This window comes from Neobacillus endophyticus, from assembly GCF_013248975.1.
Classification (GTDB): domain Bacteria; phylum Bacillota; class Bacilli; order Bacillales; family Cytobacillaceae; genus Neobacillus; species Neobacillus endophyticus.
Map to the genome: position 1 here is coordinate 1,429,538 of NZ_JABRWH010000001.1, position 24,534 is coordinate 1,454,071.

General features: G+C 41.8%; 28 protein-coding genes and 1 pseudogene. 7 read left to right on the plus strand and 22 right to left on the minus strand.

Translation table 11 applies throughout. The annotated features are described in order from the left end of the window. Window positions 1–120 precede the first annotated feature (120 nt). From HPT25_RS06925 to HPT25_RS06940, 4 genes are all read right to left on the minus strand, one after another. A complete protein-coding gene (locus HPT25_RS06925) occupies window positions 121–336 on the minus strand; it encodes a hypothetical protein (protein WP_173061863.1) in 216 nt (71 codons plus the stop codon). Between the two features lie 111 nt (window positions 337–447). Continuing rightward, window positions 448–954, minus strand: coding sequence for a YwgA family protein (locus tag HPT25_RS06930; protein WP_173070965.1), 507 nt, complete (start codon window positions 952–954; stop codon window positions 448–450). Window positions 955–987: 33 nt separating this feature from the next. Next, entirely contained in the window at window positions 988–2,289 is a 1,302-nt protein-coding gene (locus HPT25_RS06935) for an HD domain-containing protein (RefSeq protein WP_173061866.1), read from the minus strand. A 357-nt stretch (window positions 2,290–2,646) separates the two neighbouring features. Beyond that, complete coding sequence (locus HPT25_RS06940) at window positions 2,647–2,868, minus strand: YuzB family protein (protein ID WP_173061869.1); 222 nt, start codon at window positions 2,866–2,868, stop codon at window positions 2,647–2,649. A 370-nt stretch (window positions 2,869–3,238) separates the two neighbouring features. Here HPT25_RS06940 and HPT25_RS06945 point away from each other — a divergent pair, with 370 nt between their 5' ends. Beyond that, a complete protein-coding gene (locus tag HPT25_RS06945; protein ID WP_173061872.1) occupies window positions 3,239–4,000 on the plus strand; it encodes an RsfA family transcriptional regulator in 762 nt (253 codons plus the stop codon). Between the two features lie 231 nt (window positions 4,001–4,231). Here the strand turns inward: HPT25_RS06945 and lipL are convergent, their stop codons facing one another. Together lipL and pta are read right to left on the minus strand one after the other, a co-directional pair. After that, on the minus strand, window positions 4,232–5,062 hold the full coding sequence (lipL, locus tag HPT25_RS06950) for an octanoyl-[GcvH]:protein N-octanoyltransferase (protein WP_173061874.1): 831 nt from the start codon (window positions 5,060–5,062) through the stop codon (window positions 4,232–4,234). A gap of 208 nt (window positions 5,063–5,270) precedes the next feature. Next, the gene (gene pta / locus HPT25_RS06955; protein WP_173070967.1) at window positions 5,271–6,242 is read right to left on the minus strand and encodes a phosphate acetyltransferase; all 972 of its coding nucleotides are present in this window, start codon (window positions 6,240–6,242) and stop codon (window positions 5,271–5,273) included. A 257-nt stretch (window positions 6,243–6,499) separates the two neighbouring features. Between pta and hemQ the strand changes: the two genes are divergently transcribed. Both hemQ and gerQ read left to right on the plus strand, forming a co-directional pair. Then, complete coding sequence (hemQ, locus tag HPT25_RS06960; protein ID WP_173061877.1) at window positions 6,500–7,243, plus strand: hydrogen peroxide-dependent heme synthase; 744 nt, start codon at window positions 6,500–6,502, stop codon at window positions 7,241–7,243. A 330-nt stretch (window positions 7,244–7,573) separates the two neighbouring features. Next, window positions 7,574–8,038, plus strand: a complete 465-nt coding sequence (gene gerQ / locus HPT25_RS06965) for a spore coat protein GerQ (protein ID WP_173061880.1) — start codon at window positions 7,574–7,576, stop codon at window positions 8,036–8,038. A gap of 67 nt (window positions 8,039–8,105) precedes the next feature. Here the strand turns inward: gerQ and HPT25_RS06970 are convergent, their stop codons facing one another. The 6 genes from HPT25_RS06970 to mobA form a co-directional block, all read right to left on the minus strand. Continuing rightward, on the minus strand, window positions 8,106–8,477 hold the full coding sequence (locus HPT25_RS06970) for a DUF423 domain-containing protein (RefSeq protein WP_173061883.1): 372 nt from the start codon (window positions 8,475–8,477) through the stop codon (window positions 8,106–8,108). A 31-nt stretch (window positions 8,478–8,508) separates the two neighbouring features. Then, window positions 8,509–8,805, minus strand: coding sequence for a YwdI family protein (locus HPT25_RS06975; RefSeq protein ID WP_312857274.1), 297 nt, complete (start codon window positions 8,803–8,805; stop codon window positions 8,509–8,511). Between the two features lie 189 nt (window positions 8,806–8,994). Continuing rightward, window positions 8,995–10,014, minus strand: a complete 1,020-nt coding sequence (locus HPT25_RS06980; protein ID WP_173061889.1) for a thiazole biosynthesis adenylyltransferase ThiF — start codon at window positions 10,012–10,014, stop codon at window positions 8,995–8,997. A 202-nt stretch (window positions 10,015–10,216) separates the two neighbouring features. Beyond that, window positions 10,217–10,450 carry a molybdopterin converting factor subunit 1 gene (gene moaD / locus HPT25_RS06985; protein WP_173061891.1) on the minus strand — a complete coding sequence of 78 codons (234 nt, stop codon included), beginning with the start codon at window positions 10,448–10,450 and terminating at the stop codon, window positions 10,217–10,219. After that, a complete protein-coding gene (locus HPT25_RS06990) occupies window positions 10,443–10,907 on the minus strand; it encodes a molybdenum cofactor biosynthesis protein MoaE (RefSeq protein WP_217269651.1) in 465 nt (154 codons plus the stop codon). The genes moaD and HPT25_RS06990 overlap by 8 nt, the downstream gene beginning before the upstream one ends. A 132-nt stretch (window positions 10,908–11,039) precedes the next feature. After that, window positions 11,040–11,648, minus strand: a complete 609-nt coding sequence (mobA, locus tag HPT25_RS06995) for a molybdenum cofactor guanylyltransferase (RefSeq protein ID WP_173061897.1) — start codon at window positions 11,646–11,648, stop codon at window positions 11,040–11,042. A 584-nt stretch (window positions 11,649–12,232) separates the two neighbouring features. Between mobA and HPT25_RS07000 the strand changes: the two are divergent. The 3 genes and pseudogenes from HPT25_RS07000 to bshB2 all read left to right on the plus strand — a co-directional run. Further along, window positions 12,233–12,493, plus strand: a pseudogene (locus HPT25_RS07000) (bifunctional hydroxymethylpyrimidine kinase/phosphomethylpyrimidine kinase); the annotation flags it as partial. Between the two features lie 156 nt (window positions 12,494–12,649). After that, window positions 12,650–12,997, plus strand: a complete 348-nt coding sequence (locus HPT25_RS07005) for a YojF family protein (RefSeq protein WP_173061900.1) — start codon at window positions 12,650–12,652, stop codon at window positions 12,995–12,997. 21 nt (window positions 12,998–13,018) lie between these two features. After that, complete coding sequence (gene bshB2 / locus HPT25_RS07010) at window positions 13,019–13,684, plus strand: bacillithiol biosynthesis deacetylase BshB2 (RefSeq protein WP_173061902.1); 666 nt, start codon at window positions 13,019–13,021, stop codon at window positions 13,682–13,684. A gap of 110 nt (window positions 13,685–13,794) precedes the next feature. Here the strand turns inward: bshB2 and HPT25_RS07015 are convergent, their stop codons facing one another. Beyond that, a complete protein-coding gene (locus HPT25_RS07015) occupies window positions 13,795–14,649 on the minus strand; it encodes a Cof-type HAD-IIB family hydrolase (RefSeq protein ID WP_173061905.1) in 855 nt (284 codons plus the stop codon). 66 nt (window positions 14,650–14,715) lie between these two features. Continuing rightward, window positions 14,716–15,381, minus strand: coding sequence for a DNA alkylation repair protein (locus HPT25_RS07020; RefSeq protein ID WP_173061908.1), 666 nt, complete (start codon window positions 15,379–15,381; stop codon window positions 14,716–14,718). Window positions 15,382–15,665: 284 nt separating this feature from the next. Here HPT25_RS07020 and HPT25_RS07025 point away from each other — a divergent pair, with 284 nt between their 5' ends. After that, window positions 15,666–15,821, plus strand: a complete 156-nt coding sequence (locus HPT25_RS07025) for a hypothetical protein (protein ID WP_173061911.1) — start codon at window positions 15,666–15,668, stop codon at window positions 15,819–15,821. Window positions 15,822–15,960: 139 nt separating this feature from the next. Here the strand turns inward: HPT25_RS07025 and HPT25_RS07030 are convergent, their stop codons facing one another. The 8 genes from HPT25_RS07030 to HPT25_RS07065 all read right to left on the minus strand — a co-directional run bounded on the left by HPT25_RS07030 (window position 15,961) and on the right by HPT25_RS07065 (window position 24,306). After that, complete coding sequence (locus HPT25_RS07030) at window positions 15,961–16,689, minus strand: GntR family transcriptional regulator (RefSeq protein WP_173061914.1); 729 nt, start codon at window positions 16,687–16,689, stop codon at window positions 15,961–15,963. Between the two features lie 63 nt (window positions 16,690–16,752). Beyond that, window positions 16,753–17,532: a fructoselysine 6-kinase gene (gene frlD / locus HPT25_RS07035; RefSeq protein ID WP_173061917.1), complete on the minus strand. Its 780-nt coding sequence runs from the start codon at window positions 17,530–17,532 to the stop codon at window positions 16,753–16,755. 68 nt (window positions 17,533–17,600) lie between these two features. Then, window positions 17,601–18,614 carry an SIS domain-containing protein gene (locus HPT25_RS07040; protein WP_173061920.1) on the minus strand — a complete coding sequence of 338 codons (1,014 nt, stop codon included), beginning with the start codon at window positions 18,612–18,614 and terminating at the stop codon, window positions 17,601–17,603. A gap of 132 nt (window positions 18,615–18,746) precedes the next feature. Further along, entirely contained in the window at window positions 18,747–20,090 is a 1,344-nt protein-coding gene (locus tag HPT25_RS07045; RefSeq protein ID WP_173061923.1) for an amino acid permease, read from the minus strand. Between the two features lie 23 nt (window positions 20,091–20,113). Further along, window positions 20,114–20,935 (minus strand): TIM barrel protein, encoded by an 822-nt coding sequence (locus tag HPT25_RS07050; protein ID WP_173061926.1) that lies wholly within the window; start codon window positions 20,933–20,935, stop codon window positions 20,114–20,116. Between the two features lie 153 nt (window positions 20,936–21,088). Then, the gene (ybaK, locus tag HPT25_RS07055) at window positions 21,089–21,565 is read right to left on the minus strand and encodes a Cys-tRNA(Pro) deacylase (protein ID WP_173061929.1); all 477 of its coding nucleotides are present in this window, start codon (window positions 21,563–21,565) and stop codon (window positions 21,089–21,091) included. Window positions 21,566–21,818: 253 nt separating this feature from the next. Then, complete coding sequence (locus tag HPT25_RS07060) at window positions 21,819–22,466, minus strand: response regulator (RefSeq protein ID WP_173061932.1); 648 nt, start codon at window positions 22,464–22,466, stop codon at window positions 21,819–21,821. Beyond that, entirely contained in the window at window positions 22,441–24,306 is a 1,866-nt protein-coding gene (locus HPT25_RS07065; RefSeq protein WP_173061934.1) for a GAF domain-containing sensor histidine kinase, read from the minus strand. Before HPT25_RS07065 ends, HPT25_RS07060 begins: the two co-directional genes overlap by 26 nt. Window positions 24,307–24,534: the final 228 nt, after the last annotated feature.

Below are 24,534 nucleotides of genomic sequence, written 5' to 3' on the forward strand. Positions count from 1 at the left end.
ACGGTGTTTTTTCTGGTGTCAGACACCAAAGAGTGTGAGACTTTGTTTTTGGCCCCACACTCTTTTTTACTTTGTAAACCAGCCCGCGTAACCTCTACTCCAGATGGGCAAATTTAGGACTCACATGAATTTAATTTCGTCTTTAGGGCTTTCGAGGCGCATTTTTTCAAGCTCTAGTTTCATTTTCTCTGTTTCGATTAAATAGTTTTCGTGCTTCAATTTTTCCAATTCTAATTGATCCTTCATCATCTCTTGTTTTATTTTAGACTGCTTTTGAAAATGACTCGACAGGATAGCGACAATCGGTATGCAAACAGCGATTACTCCTATAATCACAGTATTATTACCCCCTATAATTTACTCTATATACAAATTATAACAAAATCTCAAATACAAGTATTGATTTAAACAAAAAAAATACACTTGGAGGATTCCAAGCGTTTGGATTTATGATTGTGTTTTTGTCTTCAATGCTTCTATATATTGATAAGCCTCATCGATTTCCTCTTCAGTGTAGCGCTGGGTGCTTTTCAGTGTGAAAACTTTGTTTATGACTTCTTCTTTTGGAAGATTATCAAAATACAAGACCGTCGATACCAGTTCAAGGAATCTAGCATTCTGGACGTTCATATCAACAAACAGTTCCTGTAAAAATGGCATTTCTACTTCATTCACACTTAAAAACTCTTTCCCTGGATCTGTCAGGGTGTAACGGTATTGAAAGTAACCGCCCTTTTTTTCCCTCACTTCATTTAGAAATCCCATATTACAAAGCTCTTCCACTCGCAATGTAAGCTCCTCTGAGTACGGACCATAAAAGTGGAACTGGAACCTCTCCTGAAAGGGAAAAGATATTTTTTTCGCAATATATATCATCTTTTGCAGCTTTTTTCGTCCGATAATTTCACCGGATACCAAAATCGCTTGCATCAGCTTCGCATGATCATTTAACAAATTCGTCATCTCCTACTCCATATCAAACAGCACTTAATCCAACAGGGCACGTATTTGCTTTCTTAATTCTATATCGCCCATATCAGAATCATCAGCAAGAAAATCAGCCGGATAGTATAGCTTGTGGTCCGTTCTTCTTTTCCCTGAGATCGCATCCACAATTTCAGATTCCCGAGATAACTCCCGCAATTCCCCGTTTTTCATCAGCAAATGAATGGGCAGACGTTCCTCTTCCTCACCGGGACGGTAAAAATCATAAGGCAAATCCGAAGACGAGTCGACCACCAGGTAGTATTCGGGGTCAATTCCTACTTTCACAAACAACTCTGTTAATTTGGCCAGCTTTTTGTATTCTTTAGCTGGATCAAATTCTGCATACTTGAACAAATTCCGATTCACAAACCTGTGACACAGGTCACTTAAAATGGGGTCTATTTCTTCCTGCCAGGTTTGAAAATAATATAAAATAACAGCTTCATCTAATTTTAAATAGTCTTCTAATGTCACTTGCTCCTGAAAAAAAGATATAAAGTGATGCGGCTCAAATTTAAAATAATATTTCTCTTTATAAAGCTGTTTCGCTCGGTGGAGGATTTTCGACAAGAGTACCTCGGCACTGCGGGAAACTGGGTGGAAATAGACCTGCCAGTACATCTGATAACGGCTCATGATATAATCCTCGACTGCATGCATGCCGCTTTTTTTGATAACGACCTGGTCTTCTCGCGGCCGCATTACTCTCAGGATTCTCTCCATGTCAAATTGGCCGTAGCTCACCCCTGTAAAATAGGCATCTCGCTGAAGATAATCCATCCGATCGGCATCAATTTGGCTGGAAATCATACTGACAACCAGTTTCTTCTCGGAAGTTTTGGCAATGATCTCGGCCACTTTTTCAGGAAAATCAGGGCTCACTTTGGAGAGCACCTTGTTGACGTCGGTATTTCCCAGGATGATTGCGCGGGTAAAATCCTCATGATCCAAGTCAAATACTTTTTCGAAGGAATGGGAAAAGGGACCATGACCAAGATCGTGAAGGAGCGCAGCACATAATGTCAGCAGGCGGTCTTCATCATTCCACTCCGGTCTTCCGTCAAATACATCATCAATGATTCGGCGGACAATTTCATATACCCCAAGAGAATGATTGAAACGGCTGTGCTCTGCGCCATGAAAGGTTAAATAAGTCGTCCCAAGCTGCCTGACCCGCCTTAAACGTTGAAACTCCTTTGTACCAATTAAATCCCAAATCGCCCGATCCCGCACATGAACATAGCGATGAACCGGATCCTTAAACACTTTCTCTTCACTCAACTTCTCCGACGAATACGACATTCCTTTCCCTCTTCCCATTAAACTCACATCCGCTTACAAACGGCCGCTAAACTCTACTTTTTTTCTATTATATCCCAAAAACCACCCATATTTCAGCATAAATCTACACGATTTTTCGACAAATGGGCCAATTGGTCGTCATTAATTGGGTGTCATCAATTGGGTGTCAGGCACCACCCGTGGACATTTTACATGTTTTGTCCGTGTGAGGTGGACAATTAGGTTTTGAGGTTATTTATAGTGACTATGTTTGTTAAAAGCAGCTGGCCACTATCAAATAGACACGGTCAAACGTCTTAAATCACTAATAGTCCCCTAACCAAAAGAAAAATCACCTAAGGCTGGGGACGAAGGTGATTATTTGAGTTTCTTATTGATTTTGTCCATTAATTCCTCTTCAGACAGGGCTGCGACGGGGCGGTTGTTGACAAAGGCGAAGGTTTTTTTCCGGCCGGGCCCGCAATAGGATTGGCAGCCGATTTTGATGTCGGCATCCGGATCCAATTCTTTTAAACGAGGGATTAATGTCTTTAAATTTACGGCCTGGCAATCATCGCAAACGCGAAATTCATTAGACATTGATTACAACCCTTTCTACAGTCAATCTATCATTATTTTAACCAGCTAGCATCAAAGACTTTCACTGATTATTCGGCATTTATTGGAAAAATCCATTTAATTTAAGCACGAAAAATGAACAACTTCTAACCTAAGGTATTTTACATTTTCTTTCATCCGAATGCAAGGTGGCCAAAGTGAAAAAGAAGGCACTACTAAGGTTACTTTTACCAAAATGTCCAAAAAATCTATTATCCTTTTAACCATTTTGGTATAAAGCCTACAAAACTTGTCCATCATAAGACTAGAACTTTTAAAAACTGGTCTGTCAGGAAGACATTGCTTCCAAAGTCCGGATATTCATTGGTAAAATTTTTAAGGAGTTGAAAATATGAAAGTTCGTCAAGATGCATGGACAGATGAAAATGATCTACTATTAGCTGAAACCGTCCTTAGGCATGTAAGAGAAGGCAGTACACAGCTAAACGCCTTTGAGGAGGTCGGAGATAAGCTTAACCGTACATCGGCTGCCTGTGGCTTCAGATGGAACGCAGTTGTCCGCCACCGCTACGAAAAAGCATTACAGCTGGCAAAAAAACAGAGAAAACAAAGACAAAGAATTCTAGGGAAAGACCAAGGCGGCAAGAAAAAATTGCTTTATAGCCCGCCAGTCCCTGTAACAGAAGATCTGGAAATGATGCCAATCTCAGTGGAGATGCCTGAAATTCCTATGGCAGAAGTTGAAGAAATGCAAGATTTAACAATCGAAATGGCTGCTGAAGCCATGGAAATCCCTGCAGTTGCAGTTCCAACATATAGGTCTGTTTCTGGGCAGTCAGCTTCAAGCCTTTCAATGGAAACGGTCATTACTTTCTTGCAAAACTTTAAACATTCCAATCTGCAAAATGATGCGCTAAAAATTGAGAATGAAAGATTAAAAAGAGAAATGGCCGAATTAAAGGCCCAAAATGAAGAGTTATCATCGAAAGTAAAAGAACTCGAAGAAAACAGGGAAACCATGCAGGAAGATTACGAGACATTAATGAAAATTATGAATCGTGCTCGCAAGCTTGTTTTATTTGAGGAAGAAGAAAGACCCGCTACCAAATTCAAAATGGATCGCAATGGAAACCTAGAAAAGGTAGCGGAGTAAAAAAATGCTGAAGCTGCTCAACTACTAGCAGATGCACCTGCTTGAGGGCACTCAGCCTTAAAACGTCAGCTTTCCACACTAGCACTGTCTATACTTTCTCTTTCTTTTTGGCATAGGACAGTTTTTCAATATAATATGTGCACAATAGATTAGATATTGGGAGAAGAGTTGAAGGCAAGCACAGCATCCATGTAAAAAGAGCCAAAAATCCATTAAAGGATTTTTGGCTTTTTACATATCGGCAATTTTTTCATTACGTTCTGCTATTCTCTGATAATAACCGGGTAAAAGCTCAAGCTCGTACTCATTTAATGGACCGGCATAGAATCTGCTGCTGTTATGCTTCAGTTCGTTTAACAGTCGAAACATGACATCAGCAATCGTAAGTGTTGTGCCAAGCAGTTCCTCAAGGGAAGCCATGACCTCAGGAACAATCTCCGGATAGATAAATTTAGTTTCCTGCCCTTGTTTAGCTCGATTGTAAAACTCCCTGATATGCTCAGCACGTTTAGATCCGCTGCCATTGACACACAAATAAATTTGCACGGCAATCCCCTTTCTGAGACGACGTTGCGAGATACCGGCAAACTTTTTTCCCCCAATGCTAAGGTCATAACTGCCGGGACAATATGAGCCTACGATTTCCCTTGCCTCAATCTGAACAGAAAAATCGGCAAACATTCGCTGAATTAAGGCCCACATTGCCTCGTAGCCGCGATTAATATCAATTCCCTTTTCCGCCTCGGGGAAGATGAGTGAAATATTGAGAACTCCCTCATCAAGGACCACTGCCAATCCGCCGGAATTGCGAACAATTACCTGATAGCCCATATCCTTAAGATAGTGAACTCCATCCTCTAAAAATGGCAGTTTAGTATCCTGAATTCCTAATACAATCGTATTATAATGAACCCATGTCCTAGCTGTTGCCGGTGCTTTTCCTGCTCCCACAGAAGCACATAACGTATCATCAAACCCAAAAGACTGCACTGCCTGAAAATGCCTGCCAACCGCCGATTGATCAATAACCCGCCATTCCGCTTGACGTAATAAATCCTCCATAACGTAACCCCTTAAACAATGATAGACCTATTTTAACAACAACAAAACAAAAGAGCCAGCCCTCCAAGAGCTGACTCCAAAAACGATGGTGCCTGACACCATAGACTTTTTACCACCATTAACAACTTCATAACTCAAAACTGTCCATCCCATGTGGACAAATTAAACAAATTGTCCACGTGTGGTGCCTGACACCCTTTGACACTCTCTACAAACCTTGCGCAGCTGTAATTAGTGCGAGTTTGTAGACGTCTTCTTCGTTACAGCCGCGGGAAAGGTCGTTGACAGGACGGTTTAATCCTTGAAGGATTGGGCCGACTGCTTCGAATCCGCCTAGGCGCTGTGCGATTTTGTAGCCGATGTTTCCAGCTTCAAGACTTGGGAAAATGAATACGTTCGCGTCGCCTTGAAGCACGGAGCCTGGTGCCTTGCTTTTTGCCACTGATGGGACGAAGGCAGCATCAAATTGGAATTCACCGTCCAATACAAGGTATGGTGCGCGGCGCTTGGCCTCTGCCACTGCTTCAACGACACGTTCTGTTTCCGGTGATTTCGCTGACCCTTTAGTGGAGAAGCTAAGCATCGCAATGCGCGGCTCGATATCAAACATTTCTGCTGTTCTCGAACTCTCAATTGCGATTTCCGCTAAATCCATACTGTCCGGAGCAATGTTAATCGCGCAGTCAGCAAATACATATTTCTCATCTTCGCGTACCATGATAAACACACCAGATGTTTTCTTTACGCCTTCTTTTGTTTTTATAATTTGCAATGCCGGGCGGACAGTATCAGCAGTAGAATGTGTTGCCCCGCTGACAAGACCGTTCGCTTTATTGACATGGACAAGCATTGTGCCAAAATAATTGACATCAAGCAAAATCTTACGGGCATCCTCTTCTGTCGCTTTCCCCTTACGGCGCTCAACAAAAGCGGCCACCAACTCATCCATCCCAACATAATTCTCAGGATCATAAATTTCAACAGCATCCAACGAAACGCCCAATTCCTGTGCTTTTGCCTGAACCTTTTCAATATTTCCGATTAAAATTGGCGTCATCAATTTTTCTTCTGCCAAGCGGCCTACTGCCTTCAAAATTCTCTCATCCTGACTTTCAGGAAAAACAATTTTCATATTGCGCCCAGCAATTTTCGTCTTTAAACCTTCAAATAAATCCACAATAAATCCTCCCTCATAACTAACTCCTTTTTTAGAATACTTTACTAAAGTAAAATTTCAAGAGATGCCTATCACAGATAGCGCTTACCTCAAAAAATCTTTTTTTTCAAAATAATTTACACTATTTCCAACCAGCAAAAAAATATTCACCCTAGTATTGTTTCATCCCAATGAATGTTTTATTCGGGCGTCACTTGGTCAAACTATGATATAGTATTTATTGTTAATAAATAGAACCATCTAGGAGGGATATATAATATATGAGTGAAGCAGCGCAAACACTTGACGGCTGGTACTGCCTCCATGACTTCCGGACCGTTGATTGGACTACTTGGAAAATGCTCCCTAGCGATGAGCGTCAAGCAGCCATCCACGAGTTTTTAAGTCTAGTTGAAAAATGGAATACAACTCAAGATCGCAATGAAGGCAGCCATGCATTATATACCATTGTTGGACAAAAGGCTGATTTTATGATGATGATTCTGAGACCAACAATGGAAGAGTTGAATGAAATTGAAACCGAATTCAACAAAACCAAATTGGCAGAATTCACTGTCCCTGCCCATTCTTATGTATCGGTAGTAGAGCTTAGCAACTATCTGCCAGCAGATGAGGACCCCTATCAAAATCCACAAGTGCTGGCACGTCTATATCCGACAATGCCCAAAACAAAGCATGTGTGCTTTTATCCAATGGACAAGCGCCGCCAGGGCAATGACAACTGGTACATGCTGCCGATGGAAGATCGCCGCAACCTGATGCGCAGCCACGGAATGATCGGCCGTAAATATGCCGGAAAAGTAAAGCAAATCATTACCGGCTCTGTTGGCTTTGATGATTATGAATGGGGTGTCACCTTATTCGCTGACGATGTACTACAATTCAAAAAGCTCATTTATGAAATGCGCTTTGATGAAGTTAGTGCCCGCTACGGCGAATTTGGCACCTTCTTCGTAGGAAATCTTCTAACAGAAGAACGGGTTCCATCCTTCCTTCATATTTAATTTTTAGGCGGGGTTAAACTGGGCTGTTGATTTCTGTTCCAATCAACAGGTTTAGAAAATCAACAATGTCCTTTAACACAGCCAATTTTAAAAAAAGTTCTCAGGCACTGTCTGGGGACTTTTTTATTTTTCAAATCCTCCAGTCATATATCGGTACTTCCCCTCATACTATTTAAACAGCGAATCTAAGAAACTTCCTCACTAGACAGCCAGCAGAAAGAGGTGGGAATCAAAGGAATGATTTCATTCCCACAAGAACCATTTTGGTTTAGGGAGTATTTATAAAATGTTGGGCATGCATTCGTTCATTCATTTTTAGGAGGGAAAAAGATGAGCCAATATTATAATCCACAGGGATTTCAACCTTATACTGGGGCCGCAGGGCAGCAAGGAGCCCAGCCAATTGCCGGAGGGCAAGCGTTTCAGCCGGGATTCCAATCATTTCCGCCGCCTGGAACAGGCGGTGTACCAAGACCGCCTTCCAATGCAGGCACTCAAGTACCCGGTATGCTGCCAATCGAACAATCCTATATCGAAAATATTTTACGTTTAAACAAAGGAAAACTGGTCCATTTATTTGCAACCTTTGAAGGCAGTACCCAATGGAACTCCAAAGAATTTGTTGGGATAATTGAAGCTGCTGGAAGAGACCATGTCATTTTAAGCGATCCGCAAGCCGGCACCCGCTATCTGATTCCAATGGTCTCAGTAGATTACATTACCTTTGCCGAAGAAATTGAGTATGAATATCCATATGGTGCCACTCCCTCTTTAGGGACATATCCACCACGATAACAAAATTTCTTATCAGCCAAAAAAAAGGCATTGGGACCTGTTTTGCACCCAATGCCTTTTTCCTTATTTATAAATGCTTAATCGCTCCAACGACAATCAAAATCCACGCAGCTAAAAAACAAACACCGCCGATTGGCGTAATGGCACCCAGAATGCTGATTTTCGTCAAACATAAGATGTACAAACTTCCGCTGAAAAAAATGATCCCAGTCAGCATCAACCATCCTGACCAAGTAAATAGCGCACTGCCGGCAACCCTGCTAAGCAGCAGGCCGACAACTACTATCCCTATAGCATGAAACATTTGGTATGTTACACCTGTTTTCCAAATATCCAAATAATATGGTTCAAGCCTGTCCTTTAGTCCATGCGCTCCAAACGCCCCTAACGCCACGGCCAAAAAGGCGTTAATGGCGCCGATCACAACAAAAAACTTCATTTAAATCCCCTCCCATTTTGTTTCGTTCCCATTAAAAGTCCAATAAAGAATCCCCATTTGCGCCGTCATCCAATTCCATTTTTTTCGGTTGCGGCATTGCGGCTGGCTGCTGAACAACCTGCGGCTGAAACACTTGCTGTATGTAAGCGGGTTGCGGCGGGACCTGGGGTGTTATAGTTTCCGGAGTCCAAGCACCCCCGCCTTTTACCTGCTGCTCGTCCAAAATTAACTCGCATAATATTTTAATAGAGTAAATCTTCTCCCGCAAGTTTTCACCCTTTTGCGCTTGTTTTAATTCTGCTTCCATTTTTGATAATAGTTTTTGCACGGATATATCCACTTTTGGCACCTCAACGTTTAAGTCTTGCTTCTATTCTACATGAGTATCGCCGATTTTTCGAAGAAATAGACTGCATTAAATCTCGCTTTATCATTCGACAGTTATTTCCATGTTTCACGTGAAACATGTCAGAATATGCATAATAGAAGCCCGTGCGGCTAAACGCACGGGCTCCATTTATCCTAGAATACGCTGATAAATCGCTTTTGCATGGGAGAGGTCCTTGGTGCCATGTATAAGTGCTCGGCCATCTTGAAAAATAACCATTCGCTCGCTGCCCATTTCAACCGACAATAAATAGGGATTTCCTTTCACTGTATATCCTAGCTGGTCAAGCTGGGAAGCGAGTTTCCCCAGCGATACCTCACCTTGTATCGACGGACGGATCTGCACGGTGTCCCGCCCACAGAGGACGGTGGTTTTTGTCCTATTTTCATGGTCAAGATATGGATATGTCCTACTTTCACCGCACGACATACAGCCAGGATCCTTCGCCTTTGACATTTTCATGCTTGTATATTGATTCCGCCATAAATCAAAACTGACAAACGATGTGCGCACCGCATCCCAATCCTCAACCAGGATTTTAAGCGCTTCTGCGGACTGGTGGGCTATTACCATTTGAACCGCAGGGGATATAATTCCACCGGTATCACAAGTCATTCCCTGCAACGGGATCTTGCGAAGCAGACAATTCAAACATGCCGTTTTACCAGGAATAATAGAAAAACTCATGCCAAAGCTGCCCACACACGCACCATAAATCCAAGGGACATTGTATTTTTGCGACACATCATTCAACATCATACGCGTTTCAAAATTATCCGTTGCGTCCAGGATGACATCAACATCAGACGCCAGCTCCTCCAGCATTTCAGCCGTGGCATCCCCGATCATTGCCCGCACTTCTACATCTGAATTAATCGCCTTAAGGCGCTTCTCGGCCGCCGCCGCTTTCGGGAGCTGTTCCGCCACATCTGCTTCTGTATAAAGTTGTTGACGCTGCAGGTTGCTAGCCTCGACATAATCCCGATCAACGATTGTGATTTTCCCAACTCCGGCTCGAGCCAGAATTTCCGCATTGCCTGAGCCCAGAGCCCCAGCACCAATGATTAAGGCATGCTTGCTGCGAAGCTTCTGCTGACCCGATTTCCCGATTCCTGTGAACAGAATCTGCCGTGAATAACGCTCGTCCATTTCCCTTCCCCCCTTCGAAAGAAAACCCGCCAATAGGGCGGGCTAATGTGACCGTAACGCTCTGATTTATAAAATATTTCACCGAAAACTAGGTATTCATACTGAAAGCCTGCGTTTTATTTGTGAATCCCTCAGTTTTATTCGCTATTTCACTGCGTTTCCCCGAAATTAATGGCCAAAAAACTTACAAAAGAACCTAAAATCAGCCACCGCTGACCGGCGGAATAAATGCGATCACATCGCCATCACGGATAATCTCATCTTCTCCCGCAAACTCTTCATTAATCGCCGTCATAACGGTATCAAGCTTAGGCAAATCATACTTTTCCATCAGCATTGCCTTTAATTCCGCAACGGTTTTCCCGCTTGCCGCAATATCTAGAGACTCCTGACCGACCGCATCACGCAAATGAGCGAACATCAGCACTTTATTCATGCACATCTTCCCCCTCTGGTTTACCGCTTGGGTAGGAAACGGTCTCCAGCTGGTTTCCGATCCATTCTTCCCCGTCTTCCCAATGTTCCTTCTTCCAAATCGGGACAATTTCCTTGATGCGTTCAATCGCATAGCGGTTCGCTTCATAGGCATCTGCGCGGTGCGGCGTCGAAACAGCAATCACGACGGCCACATCTGTAATCTCCAGGCGCCCGATCCGGTGGGTAATGGCGACCTTAGAGCCTTTCCAGCGCTCTTCAATTTCCGCCCCGATTTGCGCAAGCTTTTTCACGGCCATTGCCTCGTAAGCTTCATATATTAAAAATAATGTTTTCTTGCCGTTCGTTAATTCACGAACAGTGCCGATAAAAGTCGTGATCGCGCCCGCTTCACGCTCGACCACTTTATCAATCACCGCTTGAATTTGAATCGGCTCTTTTGAAATTTCATATCGCAATTCGTTCACCTCTTGCCTCAAAGGCTTTAGCCCGGCCCCTTCCAGCAGCACTAGTTGCCAGCCAATAGTATGTAGTTATGACCTATTATATTTTTTACACTTCCAGGAAAGCAAATGTTTCTTTTCTGCTCTCTAAAATAAATCCCTTATGTCTTCTACTTTCGCCCGCCTTTTAGCCTCTTCATATTCATTCGGCCGATTCATATTGAAAAATAGTTCCCCTAACTCGCTAAAACCTCCCAGCTCTGCTGCAGTTACATAACGGACATTTAGTTGCGAAAGCAGGTTTTTCATGCTCAATTTTTCTTCTTCCAGCCTTTTGGCTGTTTTCTCCAAAATTCTTTTATGATAAACAGCAAATAGTGGGTGCTCGTTTCCGTCAATTACAGGAACGACCGCATCATGGGAGCCGCAAAGACTGACAAGCACAGACGCCAGTTCACCGGATACAAAAGGCATATCACAAGCCGTCAGTAAATTCATATCACACTCACTCGCCGTCAGGCCAGCATACAGCCCCGCAAGCGGTCCCATTCCAGGATGCTGATCTGCAGTCATTTTTAACCCCAGAAACTTATATTCCTGCGGATCATTTGTAACCAGCACCATCTCATGGAAATAAGGACGTAATCGATCACGAATCCTTTCAATGCTTGGTTTATTATTTATTTTCAAAAGAGCTTTATTTGTCCCCATGCGGTTTGATTTGCCGCCGGCTAAAATAATGGCTGAAGCCTGCATCCAGCGTCACACTCCCTTTCGTTCTCCTACCAGTTTAATATAGTTTTCCACCCAACGTAAACACGTAACTTTTCTTCTGATCCCCGATAAAATGGGATATATTTCAATTATTGATTTATAATGGAATGGCTCTGTTATTATTCATTGTTGATTTTAATGTAGGTAAGAGAATTCATAAGCGGAGAATTTCCGGCTATTGTATATAGATAAAGTTTAAGAAGCAGATATTAGCGGAGATATTCCGATTAACGGCTCTAAATAAGACAAAACCCAAAGATTTGGATAATATAAAAGGAAAAACTTCCTTTATTTCTAAGGAAATAGGGGTATTTCCCAATTTAGACGGAATTTTTACCGTTTAATTTTCAAACACTGTGAAATCAACATTTAGCTATAACAGACATCCATGCAAAAAAATTGGCACATCTATGAATGAAAACTAATCTCCTCTGGCAATAAAGGTATTGCGGTTGGCGTCGAGAGGTCGAGGCTCTGTGATGCTGCGAGCTCTAATAACAGACGGACCCCAACGCCTGGTGCACATATGATTGTTGTTCCTTTTTGGAAGCACGCTGCAAGCTGTGGAAAAATCACTTGATCTTTTGTATGATTGTTAACAATTTAACGTATACCAGTCCGAAAAAATAGAAACCACCTTTACCCATGGTGCGGGCTGTACTAACTCAGCTGCTATCTGTGCGGAACTGGCAAAAGGAAAATCAGTTTTTGAAGCAATGGAAGTCTCAAAAGCGTTTGTTTCCGCCGCCATCGGACAAGGATTCCGCTTAAATGAATATGTCGGTCCGACTTGGCACGGTGCCTACCGCAGACATTTAAAAAACTAAATAAATGAAGAGATGACCCCATATTGGAGGGCATCCTTTCTTTTTTCAAACATAGTTTTCGCATTTTCTTAATGATTTTAGTATGATAGTTACATTATTAATTACAATATTGTTTAGGCAAAATTGACCTGCTATGAGGGAAAGGAGGCAGCTTATATGGAAGTAGTGGAGATTCAAAAAGTCCAGGAAGTCATTAACAGCTTTGCCAATAAAGATGTTTATATCCATTTGGAAACAACCAACGGCGCCTATGCATCACATTTCAATCAATCTTTCTTTTCTGCAGGAGCATATATCCGGAATGCCCTTGTCCGCTATGAGTTAGGCAAGATCACCGGCAATGGTCCGTATCGTGTAGGTCTAAAAATAAACCTTGGCTGGATCTATGCCGAGGGTATCACCCATTATGAAATAGACGAACAAGGGAGATTACTGCTTGCCGGTCATGATTATGACGGGAAATTAGCCGTAGCTCTTGAAATCAGCGCCACTCCGTTTGAATAATCGTGGAAAGGAGTAAACAGTATGAATAAAGAACGCCATGTCCTCGTTGTATTTCCGCACCCCGATGATGAAGCATTCGGAGTATCCGGAACAATTGCTACCCATGTGAAAAATGGGACTCCCGTTACTTATGCCTGCCTGACATTGGGCGAGATGGGTCGCAATATGGGAAATCCCCCTTTTACCAACAGGGAAAACCTTCCGAAAATCAGAAGGGAAGAATTGAAGGAAGCTGCACGCGTATTGGGCATCCAAGACCTTCGCATGTTGGGATATCGCGACAAAACAGTCGAATTTGAAGATGAAGAAAAGCTGGCAAACAGGATTTTAGAAATCATTAATGAAGTAAATCCTTCACTTATCATTACCTTCTATCCTGGTTATGCCGTTCACCCTGACCATGATGCCACAGGTGCAGCCGTCATCCGCGCTGTTGGAAAAATGGCCCCGGACGCGCGGCCAACCTTACACTGTGTGGCCTTTTCGAATAATTGCGTAGAGGAACTCGGGGAAGCCGACATCATTAACAATATTGGGAATGTCGTCGAAACCAAACTGGCCGCTATTCGAGCCCACCGTTCACAAACGGAACTAATGTTCAAAGACATGTCTGAGAAAATTAAAAATCAAGACCCCCAAGTCATGGCACGTGTCTATAACGAACGTTTTTGGACTTATAAATGGTAAAGCCCTCGAAATGAGGGCTTTTCTAATTTAAGAAGGCCATCCAAGGCCACACATTCAATATCACACCGAAAAAAACAGCAATCGGCCCATCCGATCGCTGTTTTTTCACGTTATAGAACGGAGAGAATCGCCTTGGCGACGCCGCTCTCTTCATTTGTATCGGTGACTTCATCACAAAGTGCTTTAATTTCAAAATTGGCATTGCCCATTGCCACTGCTTTTCCTACTCTTTCAAACATAGTAACGTCGTTATAGTTGTCACCAATGGCCATTGTTTCTGCTAAAGAAATTCCTTTTGCTTTGACAAACGATTCCAGTGCAATGCCTTTTTGTGCATCGCGATGCGTAATTTCAATATTATCATGGCCTGAAGAAGTCACAGTCAGATCTTCTAGACTTGAAAGGGCCTCTTCCGCTTCCTTTAATTTGTCAGCATCCAGCGAGAATGCCAGTAGCTTATAAATTTTTTGATCTTCGTCAGCAAAAAGAAGCTCATAATCTTCAATCTTATGGACGAGACCGTCACTCAGCCTTGCTTGCACAGCTGCTCTAACTTCATCCGGGTCAACTTGCGGATTAGTACTAAGAACAATATCAGCAAGAATAGTTACAGCCTGATCAACATCCACCGTATAAGCTCCTTGATTGGTGTAAACTTCAAAATAAACCCCAGTTTTTGCAAGCTTAGACGCTGCTCCTCTAGCCAAATTTTTATCAATCGGGAAAGCGTCAACAACCTCGCCCTCCCTGGTGCGAATCTCTGCACCATTAACACAGATCACAGGGCAGGTTAATCCAGCATCCGCCAAGGCATGAGTGGCTTGTTGATAGGACCTGCCCGTTGCAACTACCACTTCAATCCCTTTCTCCTGGGCTGCCATAATCGCCTTCCTGTTTTCCTCTGTAATCTCCTGCATCGTATTCAATAACGTTCCGTCCATATCTGTTGCAATACATTTAATCATGCTGTATCACCTTTCTATTCCGTCTCATTAGAGCCATTCTAACATGCCTTAGAGGATATTGCTCATTTAAAGATACTTGCTGCCTTCCCGAACACTTAATGGAGCCAGCCTGGTTTCGCTGATCAATTTCTTCACCGATAGTGGATTTGTTTTGGAATATTCCCGCAATGCCCAGCCAATTGCTTTTTGGATAAAAAATTCCTTGCTGTCAGCATTTTGCTTTATGTAGTAGGAAAGTAAATCTTCATTGGTCTTATCTTTATATTTTAATTGAAAAAGAATAGCCGCCCGGCGAAGCCACATATGATCATTAGATGCCCAGCCATTAATTATTTCTTCGATGACCTCCGGATAATGTTGAGCGATTGCTCCTACCGGCTTTGGTGCAATGGCATCAACCGTGTCCCACCATGATTTTGTGATGATAAGCTTTTCCATAAAAGGCATGTCTGCTTTTTGAAGCTTCTTCAATGACTTTTCCATGTAATCAAGGGCAACATATTGGTATTCGCGTTCAGACTTCTCCCACAACTGCCAAACAAAATCTTGATTGAAAGGCTCCTTCAATATTCCAGTCTCCTGGAAAAATTGTTTCACCAGCTCTCGGCGCTGTGGCGTTTTGATTCCCAAAAAGGGGAAATGTCCCTTCATATAATTTTCCATGGGCCCTGCATTAGCTTCGTTTCTGTTTTGTTCGAACAACTCCGAGATTAATTGTATATTGAATGGCACTGTCACACATCCTTTCGGGAAACTCTTGTCCCTTTATATTATCCCCGACATAATGCTGTATTTCTATAGTACCCAAGAATATGCCTCACAGCTAAAGGCCGAATTCTTCGGGAATAGCTCTCCCCATGAACACGAACACCTTCATTTTTGCCTCTTTTGTCCATGAAAGGACTCTTCATGCCCCAAAAACCTCAAAAACAATTTCCCCCTTTTTTTTACTTCCGCCGTGCATAAACACCCACCCTTCCGCCAAACTAAAAATAAGTGATAGGAGGGAATAAACCATGACAAAAAAGTTTAATAAAGGCAGTGGCAATCAAAACTCACCGCATGCAGGGCATGCCGAGGCAGAATTTGCTGCAGAATTCACGAGCGGCGATAACAGCAAAGGCAATAAACGAAACAAAGGACAGCAAAGCAAAACCAATCCTCATAAATAAGTGCCGTTCCATCTCCTTTATAACCCAATGCCAGGTCCTGCATGGGGACAGTCAAATATACTTACCTGCATGACAGAGAGCTTAAACCCAAAATTGCCGATCAACAAAAAAAGATCACACCATTTCATTTGGTGTGATTTTATTTTGCTCGATGTACAGTTAAGTTTACTTTACTTGTTTCACACATAAAGGTTGAAAGATGGACAGGCTCATCATTAGAGTCAAAGGCAATTTTCACGATTCTAAAGAGATTTGCCCCGATATCACATTCTAAGTATTTGGCATATTCTTTGGTGGCCCCGATAACATCGATAATTTTATCATTGCTGACCATTTCTGTGTTGTAATCTTCCAAAAGGATTTTATATGTAGACTCATCCCTGGCGATTTTTTTCTCCAAACCGGGAAAGCGCACGAGCGAATAATGGGCGATATCATAGAAAAGGGGACGCTCATTAATGTACATGAGACGCTCTAGCTCCAGAACAGGGCTTCCTTCTTCAATCTTAAGATGTTCAGCAACATCCTTGGGTGCCGGGATCACTTCACTTCTTAAAATTCGAGAATTAGGAATCATCCCTAACTGATGGCTAAACTCTGAAAATCCGCTGACAGATAACAATTCATTATGGAATTTATTAGAGGCAACAAACGTACCTCTTCGGGGAACGCGTGTTAGTGTACCTTCCTTTACCAATTCTTCAATCGCTTTCCGAATCGTGATTCGGCTGACCTTATAAGTTTCGCAAAGCTCTGCTTCCGTGGGAATCTGTTCATCGGGCTTATATTTTCCCTGCTGAATATCATTCTTCAACATTTGCCTGATCTGCATATAGAGAGGCTGCGGGGTTGAAGCATTTAAATTCATACTATTTTCATCCTATCCATCAAATGTTTATATACATTATTATACATTGACGGCTGGCAATCGTCACCATGCCCCGAAATATTGAATGGTTGCGGCAGCCTTTTTGGTGCCTGATTTTAAACATTGTTGGATCGATTGCCCTTGTAATGTGCCAAAAATAAAACCAGCAATAAAAGAATCTCCGGCGCCCATTGTATCAACCACTTCAGCTTCTGTTATCTCGCATTGATAGAATTGTTCGCCGTCGTAAGCCAGAGAGCCATTTTCCCCCAAAGTGGCAACGGCCACTTTTGAACCTTGTTTTTTAACATCCTTTAATAACTCCCTGATAAACTCATCATCTTTCGAATAGGAGAAAAAGGAATAGTCCACAAATGCAGGTAATGTTTTAACCAGACCATGTTCCAACTGATCTGAGAAATCAAAAGCGGTAAGCAGCCCCCTTTGTTTAAATAGAGGATAATACCATTCAGCATGTCCCCAAATTCCGGCGTGTACAAGCTGATGAGATAAAATATACTCCAGTTCTTCGTCCGTTAAGGTAAATTGAGCCATCACCCCTTCATCGTATAACCCAAAATGACGATCATTATGAATCAACTCCACATGGGTTACAGCTGTTTTCCCTTCCTTTCTGGAAAGAAATGTCTTATCAATCCCTTTGCCCTTAAGTGCTTCGGCCATTTGATGACCGTAGGGATCCGTCCCAACCCAGCCGATATAGGAAGAGTCAGCTCCTAACTCCTTTAAATAGACTGCCACATTTACTGGGTTCCCCCCAGGATACGCTTTCCCATCTGAATAGATATCCATGCAGTTATCTCCGACTGTTACAATCTTCATTCCGACCCCTGCTTTCCTCATTTTTACTCGAAGAAACAAGCACTACCATGTAGTGCTCATCATTACTTCTAATATTCCATTTTGCGATAGTATCTTCTGAGTTCTAACGGGTGGTTTCTTTCCCTTTCAAGGTATACACTAATTCGGCTTAAAACCGCCCAGTTAATGCTGACAGAAAAGTGTTTTCTGAATTCCTCGCTAATGCCTGCCATTTCAAACTCTTTTGTATCGATAATCGTTAATTGGTTTGTCACTTTTTCAGCAAACCGCTCCACTCTGTCCATCAGCGGCCGTGTTTCATCTTCACCTTTTAATAAAATGACACTTGTATCTTCCACCACAAGCTCCAATGTACCGTGGAAAAACTCGGCAGCATGGATGGATTTGGCGTGGATCCATTGCATCTCCTCCAAGATACACATGGCATATGAGTAAGTATTCCCCCAAAGGTTACCTGAACCGACCATCATATGGTAATCTGTATCCTTATGTTTCTTCGCAAATTCCTCTGCCTTTTTATCAAAAGCCTTTACCGCCTGTAAAATCGCTTGCGGCAACAGTGCCACTTCGTTCGTGAACTGCTCATATTGCGGGAATTCATTATTGTTATGCATGAAGCGGAAGATCATCATGTATAGCAACATAAAGAATGTATCAAAGGAATGCTTTTCTGAACCGGTCGTGATACAGTAATCCACTACTTGTGTTAGCGGCGTATTGGGCTCTGCTACTAACGCAATGGTAGTCGCTCCTCTTTCTTTACAAAACTCAGCGGCTTCCACTGTTTCTTTTGTTGTCCCTGATACAGAAGTAAAGATACAAACGGAGTCTTTCGTAAAATGCTTATGATTCATGACCATAAATTCAGCTGCAATTTCGGCATGTACCTCAATAGTGGAATTGGATTTTAAAATATATTCGTAAGGGTACATCATCGCAATCGTTCCGCCAGCACCGATCAGAAATAAATTGCTATATCCCTTTTTAGAAATGGAATCGACCATATCTTCGATTTGTCCACGAAAGGCGAGTCCCTCTTTTTCTACTAACTTTAAAAATAACTCTTCATCAAATTTTAACATGGCTTTGTTCCTCCAATTCTTTATTTGTTATGTCTTGTATTATATTTAAACATTACAAATTAATCAATTCTTTTTTTAAAAAATTTAGGAAGTTAGCTCATCATGAACTAACTTCCTAGGAAAAGTGAATCTCTATGCTGCCTTATGACCACCTTTATGATTGTTTGGGCCATATCTCTTTTCCCAGTAATAATAAACTGGAAGTCCCGTGGCAATGACAATAAGTGCTGCAAGCATACCTTGCCATGGGGCCCAGGTGAACGTCCCCCAAGCCAGCCATGAAGCACCGAGAATCGCTAAAATGGTTGTTAATCTCCACATCGGCATTCGATAGATTGGTTGATAATCATCCCTTTTACGGCATTTGTAAATTGCCGCAAAATCCAAAATATTGATGACTAATTGAATTAAAGTAAAATATCCTAGCAATGTGGTTAAATTGGTTGCAAAAATTAGAATGCAAGCATACGTAACCTGAATAATGATCGAAAAGCTTGGTGTTTCATATTTAGGATGAACACGGCTAAATCGTTGGAAGAATAGCCCGTCCTTAGCCATTGCATATTCCAATCGCGGCTGAAACATGATACAGGAGCTAAGCGAGCCCAAAATAACGATAATGGCTGTCATGGCAACAAACGATGATGCAATGTGTGACAGACCTGGAATATACTTAACCGCATCAGAAACAGCCGCACTTGAATTCATTAATTTATCAAAAGGCATTAAGCCAGTGATACAGACGGCAAGCATGGTATATAAAAATAAAACTATGAATACAGAACTGATCAATGCACGAGGAAGAATTTTGCCAGGGTTTTTAAATTCCCCAGCCATAAAACAAATGGCAGCCATGCCTGTATAGGCCCAGGTTGTGGCTGAGACACCCCCAATAAGGCTTGTTTTCACCGCCGCTCCATGAGGTGTATACGAGAAATTTCCGGTATGCATATACATTAAACCTAATGCAATCACAATAATAAACGGAATGATTTTTACAGCGGTGATAATCACTTGGAATAGACCGCCCTCTTTCACACTACGATAATGAATGGAGGTAATAATCAAAATAATGGCAACACCTAATAATTTTCCAGCAAACCCAGCAAAGAATGGGAAAAAACTAGCTACGTAAGAAACGATGGCTAACGCCATAATGGAGATAGAAGGAGGATCCAATGCCCAGAATGTCGCCCACCCATATAAGAAGGCCAAGGGTCTCCATCCTGCTTTACTCAAATAAACGTAACCGCTTCCATTTTCGGGGTAAGCAGTTGATAATTCGGCAAGAACCATGACTTGCGGAATAGCAATAATGCCTCCAATAATCCAGGCTAATATAGAAATCGATGGGGTACCTGCCGCTTTTGCGACATCACCTGATGAGACAAATATACCTGATCCTACAGTCGTTCCAACTGCGATTGCCAAGGCTGACCAAAAACCCAGTTTTCGTGTAAGTGTAGTATTACTCATAAAGGGCTTCCTCCCACTATTGATTATAAGATTCCTAAATCATTTAATTTCTCTAACGATTTCTGAACAGCATTTTTAGGATTTTGATAATAATTTGAGCCCATAATCTCCAGGGTGCATGCCCCTATGTATTGATGTTCTTGCAAGCTTTTTATATATTCTCGCCAGTTTAAACTCCCATCATCTAAAGCCAGATGTGAATCTGATTCACCATCGCCATCAATTAGATGGAAATGACTTAACTCCGGCAGCATTGAAAAGTAATCCTCAGGTGTCTCGCCAGCTAGTTGCATAGCCACTGTATCAATCATTCCTTTTAAGGCTGGAGATTGGATTTCCTTGATCATTCTCGTCAGTCCCGGTGTGTCAATGATCAGATTGGATTCAAATTTTGTTAATGGTTCAAGTGCAAGTGTAATTCCTTCTCGTTCTGCCGCTTTTGTCATCTGATAAATAGATTCACTTGCATACTTCCATGATTCTTCAAGCGGCAAAGAGAAATCACCAATTCCTGATGTCAGCAGCATTAAGGGGGACTCTAATTCAACAGATGCATACAAATTTTGAAGAAAATACTCCATACTTGTTTGCCGCCAATGTGAATCCGAGGCAGCGAGATTAAAAGGATAGATGCATTGTTCTGGAGTGTAACAAACGATTTCCTTATTTCTTCGCTTCATTTCTCTCTTTGTTTCTCTTAGATTACTAAGGATGTTTCGATAGACATAAAAATGAGGCTCACCCGCCCAAAGCTCAATGCAACTAATTTCCAGACTATCCATACAATCCAAAAAATAGTGAAAAGGATAATGTCTAAACGTTATATTCATCCCCGCTATCTTCATTATGATAACCTCCTTTCTCCAAAAAAAATTTATTTGTTATGTCTTGTATTATAATTAAAAGATACATAAAATACAATAAATATTTTCAAAATTTCAGCAAAATAAAAAGAGTGCCGGTCATGTTCCCGGCACTCTTTTATCAATAACATGATTTTATTTGATCAAGTCATATTTCTCCGCCTGCGTGATTTCCTGTAATATTCCAGGGCTTAGAACGATTTGCAGGCCAATTTTCCCGGCACTGACAACGATCGAGTCAATCCTCTGGGAACTTATATCCATAAAAGTTTTGTATTGCTTTTTCATGCCAATCGGAGAGCAGCCCCCGCGAATATAGCCTGTCCATTTTTGGATATCCTTTACCGGCAACATTTCCACATTTTTCTCACTTGCGGCTTTTGCTGCTTTTTTTAAATCTAATTCTTCCGCAACAGGAATGACGAACACATAAATGTTCTTACTTGTGCCTTGAGCGACAAGAGTTTTATATACCTCATTCGGATCTTTACCGATTTTCGCAGCAACTGAAACCCCATCAATTTTTCCATCTTTATTGTCATATGTCAGAGTTTCATAACTAACCTTTTGGGCATCGAGGATCCTCATTGCATTCGTTTTCGTCTGAGCCATTTTGCATCATCCTTTTAAAAAAATAACCTAGTAATAGTATAGCAGTCTTCCCACGATAAAAAAAAGAAGAGAGCGCCAGATGCCCAGCAACTCCCCCTGCAAGATTTAGACTGTTATTCTACTAACCATGGGCCTTGTCCAAACCCGGTGGTTATTCGGGCATCTTCTCCACGAATTCACTTGATCTTATCCGAAGGCCGAGCATATTCAGACAGCTCTTCCCAACATTGATGGTTCTAGCCCATATCATCCTTTAGGACAACGGTACCAGCTGATGTTGAACGGCATAAATCACAACCTGTGAACGACTTTTAACGCCTAGTTTTTTAAAAATATTACTGACATGAATCTTTACTGTTTTATCACTGATGAACAAGTTCTGGGCAATTTCCTTGTTGTTCATTCCCTTCACTAAACATAGCATTACTTCTTTTTCCCGCATTGTCAGCGCGCCATCCATTTTTTCCTCGACTGGCTCTGGCTTTGGCTGATGCAGACTTAAAAGTTTCTTGGTCATCGATGGGTGAATGACGGACTGGCCGTTGGCAACAGAGCGGATCGCATCGACTACATGCTGCGAGGGTGCATCCTTCAAGAGATATCCGTCAGCCCCCTCACGGATCGCCGCCATGAAATATTCATCATGGTCAAACATGGTTAAAATTAAGATTTTAACCCCTGGATACATTTTTTTAATCACGCTTGTGGCTTCAATTCCGTTCTTTTCCGGAATATTTATATCCATTAAAATCACATCAGGCAAGGAATCCTTTACTTTTTCAATTGCATCATTTCCGTTTACTGCTTCCGACACTACCTCTATATCACTCTCTAGGCCCATAATGTTTTTGAGCCCGTCGCGCAATACGGCATGATCATCGACTAGCATAAGCTTGATCACATAAATCACTCCCTTCAATTCCCATTCTGGGTACCGTTAACGTAATCTCCGTTCCGGCTCCTTCTCTTGAATCAACCTGTAGTGATGCATGGATTTTCTCGGCTGCCTCATTCATTTGCAAAATACCAAAATGAGGATTCTCCCGCGCCTTGATCATGGCCTGGAAAAGGGAAAAACCTTTGCCATTATCCTTCACTTTCAATAATACATGTTCTTTTTGATAACTTAATAGAATTTCTATTTTGGAAGCTTCTGCATGTTTAATGGCATTTTGCATACTTTCCTGACAAATATCAAAAATAATTTTCTCAGACATTGGGCTTAACTGGAACTCCTGACCCCGGGTCTCTATAGTGATGGGCAGGAAAGCATCGTGTTCCACCGCTTTGATCTTCGCTGTAATGGCTGAAAATAATCCAACCCGTTCCGTCGGATAAGGCCTTAATGCATAGATCGATTCTCTCACTTCTTTTAGGCTGATGCGAAGTTTCTCGGTACTTTCCGTTATTAGCCTTAAAGAATCCTCCGGCATTTTTATAAATTTCCGCTGGGCCGTTTCTAAATTCAATATGGCTCCAGCCAATGATTGGGCGACTCCATCATGGATATCACGGGCAATTCGGTTTCTCTCCTCCAAAATCAACTTTTTCTCTTGCTCTGCGAAAAGCCATTTTGTTTTAAAAAGTACCGCTAATTGATTCGCAAGGGTTGCCGCCGATTGCCGATCTTCCTCACCAAAACTTTTTGTCCGGCTTCGCCCAAAGACAAACATACCAACCATTTCATTTTCCAGCATTAATGGGGCATATAGCAATGAACAGATTTCTCCAGTGAAACAATCGCCAGCTGGACCGGCAGCCTTTTTAATATTATGATAGATTGTTAACTTCCTGATATTGTTAAATCCCTGATCTGCTGTTTCTGAAAAAGAACCACGATTCGCAACTTGACCAGCAGCAAAGCTTAACCGCCAGCCAGTCTGTTCTTTTCTCCACAAAATCCAGGCATCCACATCTATAAATTCCTGAAGATTATTTTTTAAAAATGTTAGCCAATCGGCACCGGCAATTTTTTCATTTAATTCCGAGGAAATACTGAAAAGGGCCTTTAACTTTGCCTTTTCCCTTTTCAAATTAGCAATAATCGAGCTTAATAACGAAAAACATACCAATGGCGAAAAAAAGAAGAAGAAGGAAATGACATCAACTTTTCCTCTGTTTTGATTCCCCAAAATATAGAACAGGATAAGATAGCCTAAAGATAGGAGAAAACTATTGCCTTCCTGCAGCGTTTTGCGTTTCCACACTGTTAAACTGTAGGCTTGCGGCCGCACTGCTAATAAAATATCAATAATGAGATTATTTATGAGATAGAATGGAAGCATAAGCAAATTAAAATAAATAATCCCTCGAATTACTTTAGATAAACCATTAAGCGGCAGAACAGAATATATAGAATGACAAATGATAGAACCAAAATATAAGCTGATCACAATAGTCGCCGTGTTAAAGAATATAATTCTTAGCGGCCGCTGCTTCAATAGATTAATGGATGCCGAGATCATCCCGTACGTGACAATAGCTGTACTCCAACCATCCAGATGATAAATCACATATACAAGCGGGAAGGAAATCGTTATGGCTCCTTTCCAAACAGGCAGCGGAAATAACTCAACAATGAATAAAAAAATAGCCAGTAATGAAAAAATCATCATATCAGAGGGGACAGTCAGGGTAAATAGGCCAAATTGGATGAAAATCCAAGTTCCGATGATGGAGATCAGCAGCAAAAAAAGTCTGGAAAATCGTTCCCTTTTCTGTAAAAAAACAGAGCCATTCATCAATATTCTCCTTACACTTTACGACCAAATATTTAATTTTCAATAATTACTGTTTAATCGTATGATCTTTTTCTGGGAAATCATTTATAAAATAAAAGTCCGAACCAGTCCAATGTATGCACTGACCGATCCAGACTCCAAACCAAATATGGGTTTGCAGTGCCTATTATGACATGTTCCCCACCATTTATCCATTTGGCAAATGGGCTATTTCCCAATAGTACTAAT

Bases quoted from the DNA above. Each gene is read 5' to 3' on its own strand.
- HPT25_RS06935 (WP_173061866.1), bottom strand. From the start codon at position 2,289: ATGTCGTATTCGTCGGAGAAGTTGAGTGAAGAGAAAGTGTTTAAGGAT.
- HPT25_RS06940 (WP_173061869.1), bottom strand. From the start codon at position 2,868: ATGTCTAATGAATTTCGCGTTTGCGATGATTGCCAGGCCGTAAATTTA.
- HPT25_RS06945 (WP_173061872.1), top strand. From the start codon at position 3,239: ATGAAAGTTCGTCAAGATGCATGGACAGATGAAAATGATCTACTATTA.
- lipL (WP_173061874.1), bottom strand. From the start codon at position 5,062: ATGGAGGATTTATTACGTCAAGCGGAATGGCGGGTTATTGATCAATCG.
- hemQ (WP_173061877.1), top strand. From the start codon at position 6,500: ATGAGTGAAGCAGCGCAAACACTTGACGGCTGGTACTGCCTCCATGAC.
- gerQ (WP_173061880.1), top strand. From the start codon at position 7,574: ATGAGCCAATATTATAATCCACAGGGATTTCAACCTTATACTGGGGCC.
- HPT25_RS06970 (WP_173061883.1), bottom strand. From the start codon at position 8,477: ATGAAGTTTTTTGTTGTGATCGGCGCCATTAACGCCTTTTTGGCCGTG.
- HPT25_RS06980 (WP_173061889.1), bottom strand. From the start codon at position 10,014: ATGGACGAGCGTTATTCACGGCAGATTCTGTTCACAGGAATCGGGAAA.
- moaD (WP_173061891.1), bottom strand. From the start codon at position 10,450: ATGAATAAAGTGCTGATGTTCGCTCATTTGCGTGATGCGGTCGGTCAG.
- mobA (WP_173061897.1), bottom strand. From the start codon at position 11,648: ATGCAGGCTTCAGCCATTATTTTAGCCGGCGGCAAATCAAACCGCATG.
- HPT25_RS07005 (WP_173061900.1), top strand. From the start codon at position 12,650: ATGGAAGTAGTGGAGATTCAAAAAGTCCAGGAAGTCATTAACAGCTTT.
- bshB2 (WP_173061902.1), top strand. From the start codon at position 13,019: ATGAATAAAGAACGCCATGTCCTCGTTGTATTTCCGCACCCCGATGAT.
- HPT25_RS07015 (WP_173061905.1), bottom strand. From the start codon at position 14,649: ATGATTAAATGTATTGCAACAGATATGGACGGAACGTTATTGAATACG.
- HPT25_RS07025 (WP_173061911.1), top strand. From the start codon at position 15,666: ATGACAAAAAAGTTTAATAAAGGCAGTGGCAATCAAAACTCACCGCAT.
- HPT25_RS07030 (WP_173061914.1), bottom strand. From the start codon at position 16,689: ATGAATTTAAATGCTTCAACCCCGCAGCCTCTCTATATGCAGATCAGG.
- frlD (WP_173061917.1), bottom strand. From the start codon at position 17,532: ATGAAGATTGTAACAGTCGGAGATAACTGCATGGATATCTATTCAGAT.
- HPT25_RS07040 (WP_173061920.1), bottom strand. From the start codon at position 18,614: ATGTTAAAATTTGATGAAGAGTTATTTTTAAAGTTAGTAGAAAAAGAG.
- HPT25_RS07045 (WP_173061923.1), bottom strand. From the start codon at position 20,090: ATGAGTAATACTACACTTACACGAAAACTGGGTTTTTGGTCAGCCTTG.
- HPT25_RS07050 (WP_173061926.1), bottom strand. From the start codon at position 20,935: ATGAAGATAGCGGGGATGAATATAACGTTTAGACATTATCCTTTTCAC.
- ybaK (WP_173061929.1), bottom strand. From the start codon at position 21,565: ATGGCTCAGACGAAAACGAATGCAATGAGGATCCTCGATGCCCAAAAG.
- HPT25_RS07065 (WP_173061934.1), bottom strand. From the start codon at position 24,306: ATGAATGGCTCTGTTTTTTTACAGAAAAGGGAACGATTTTCCAGACTT.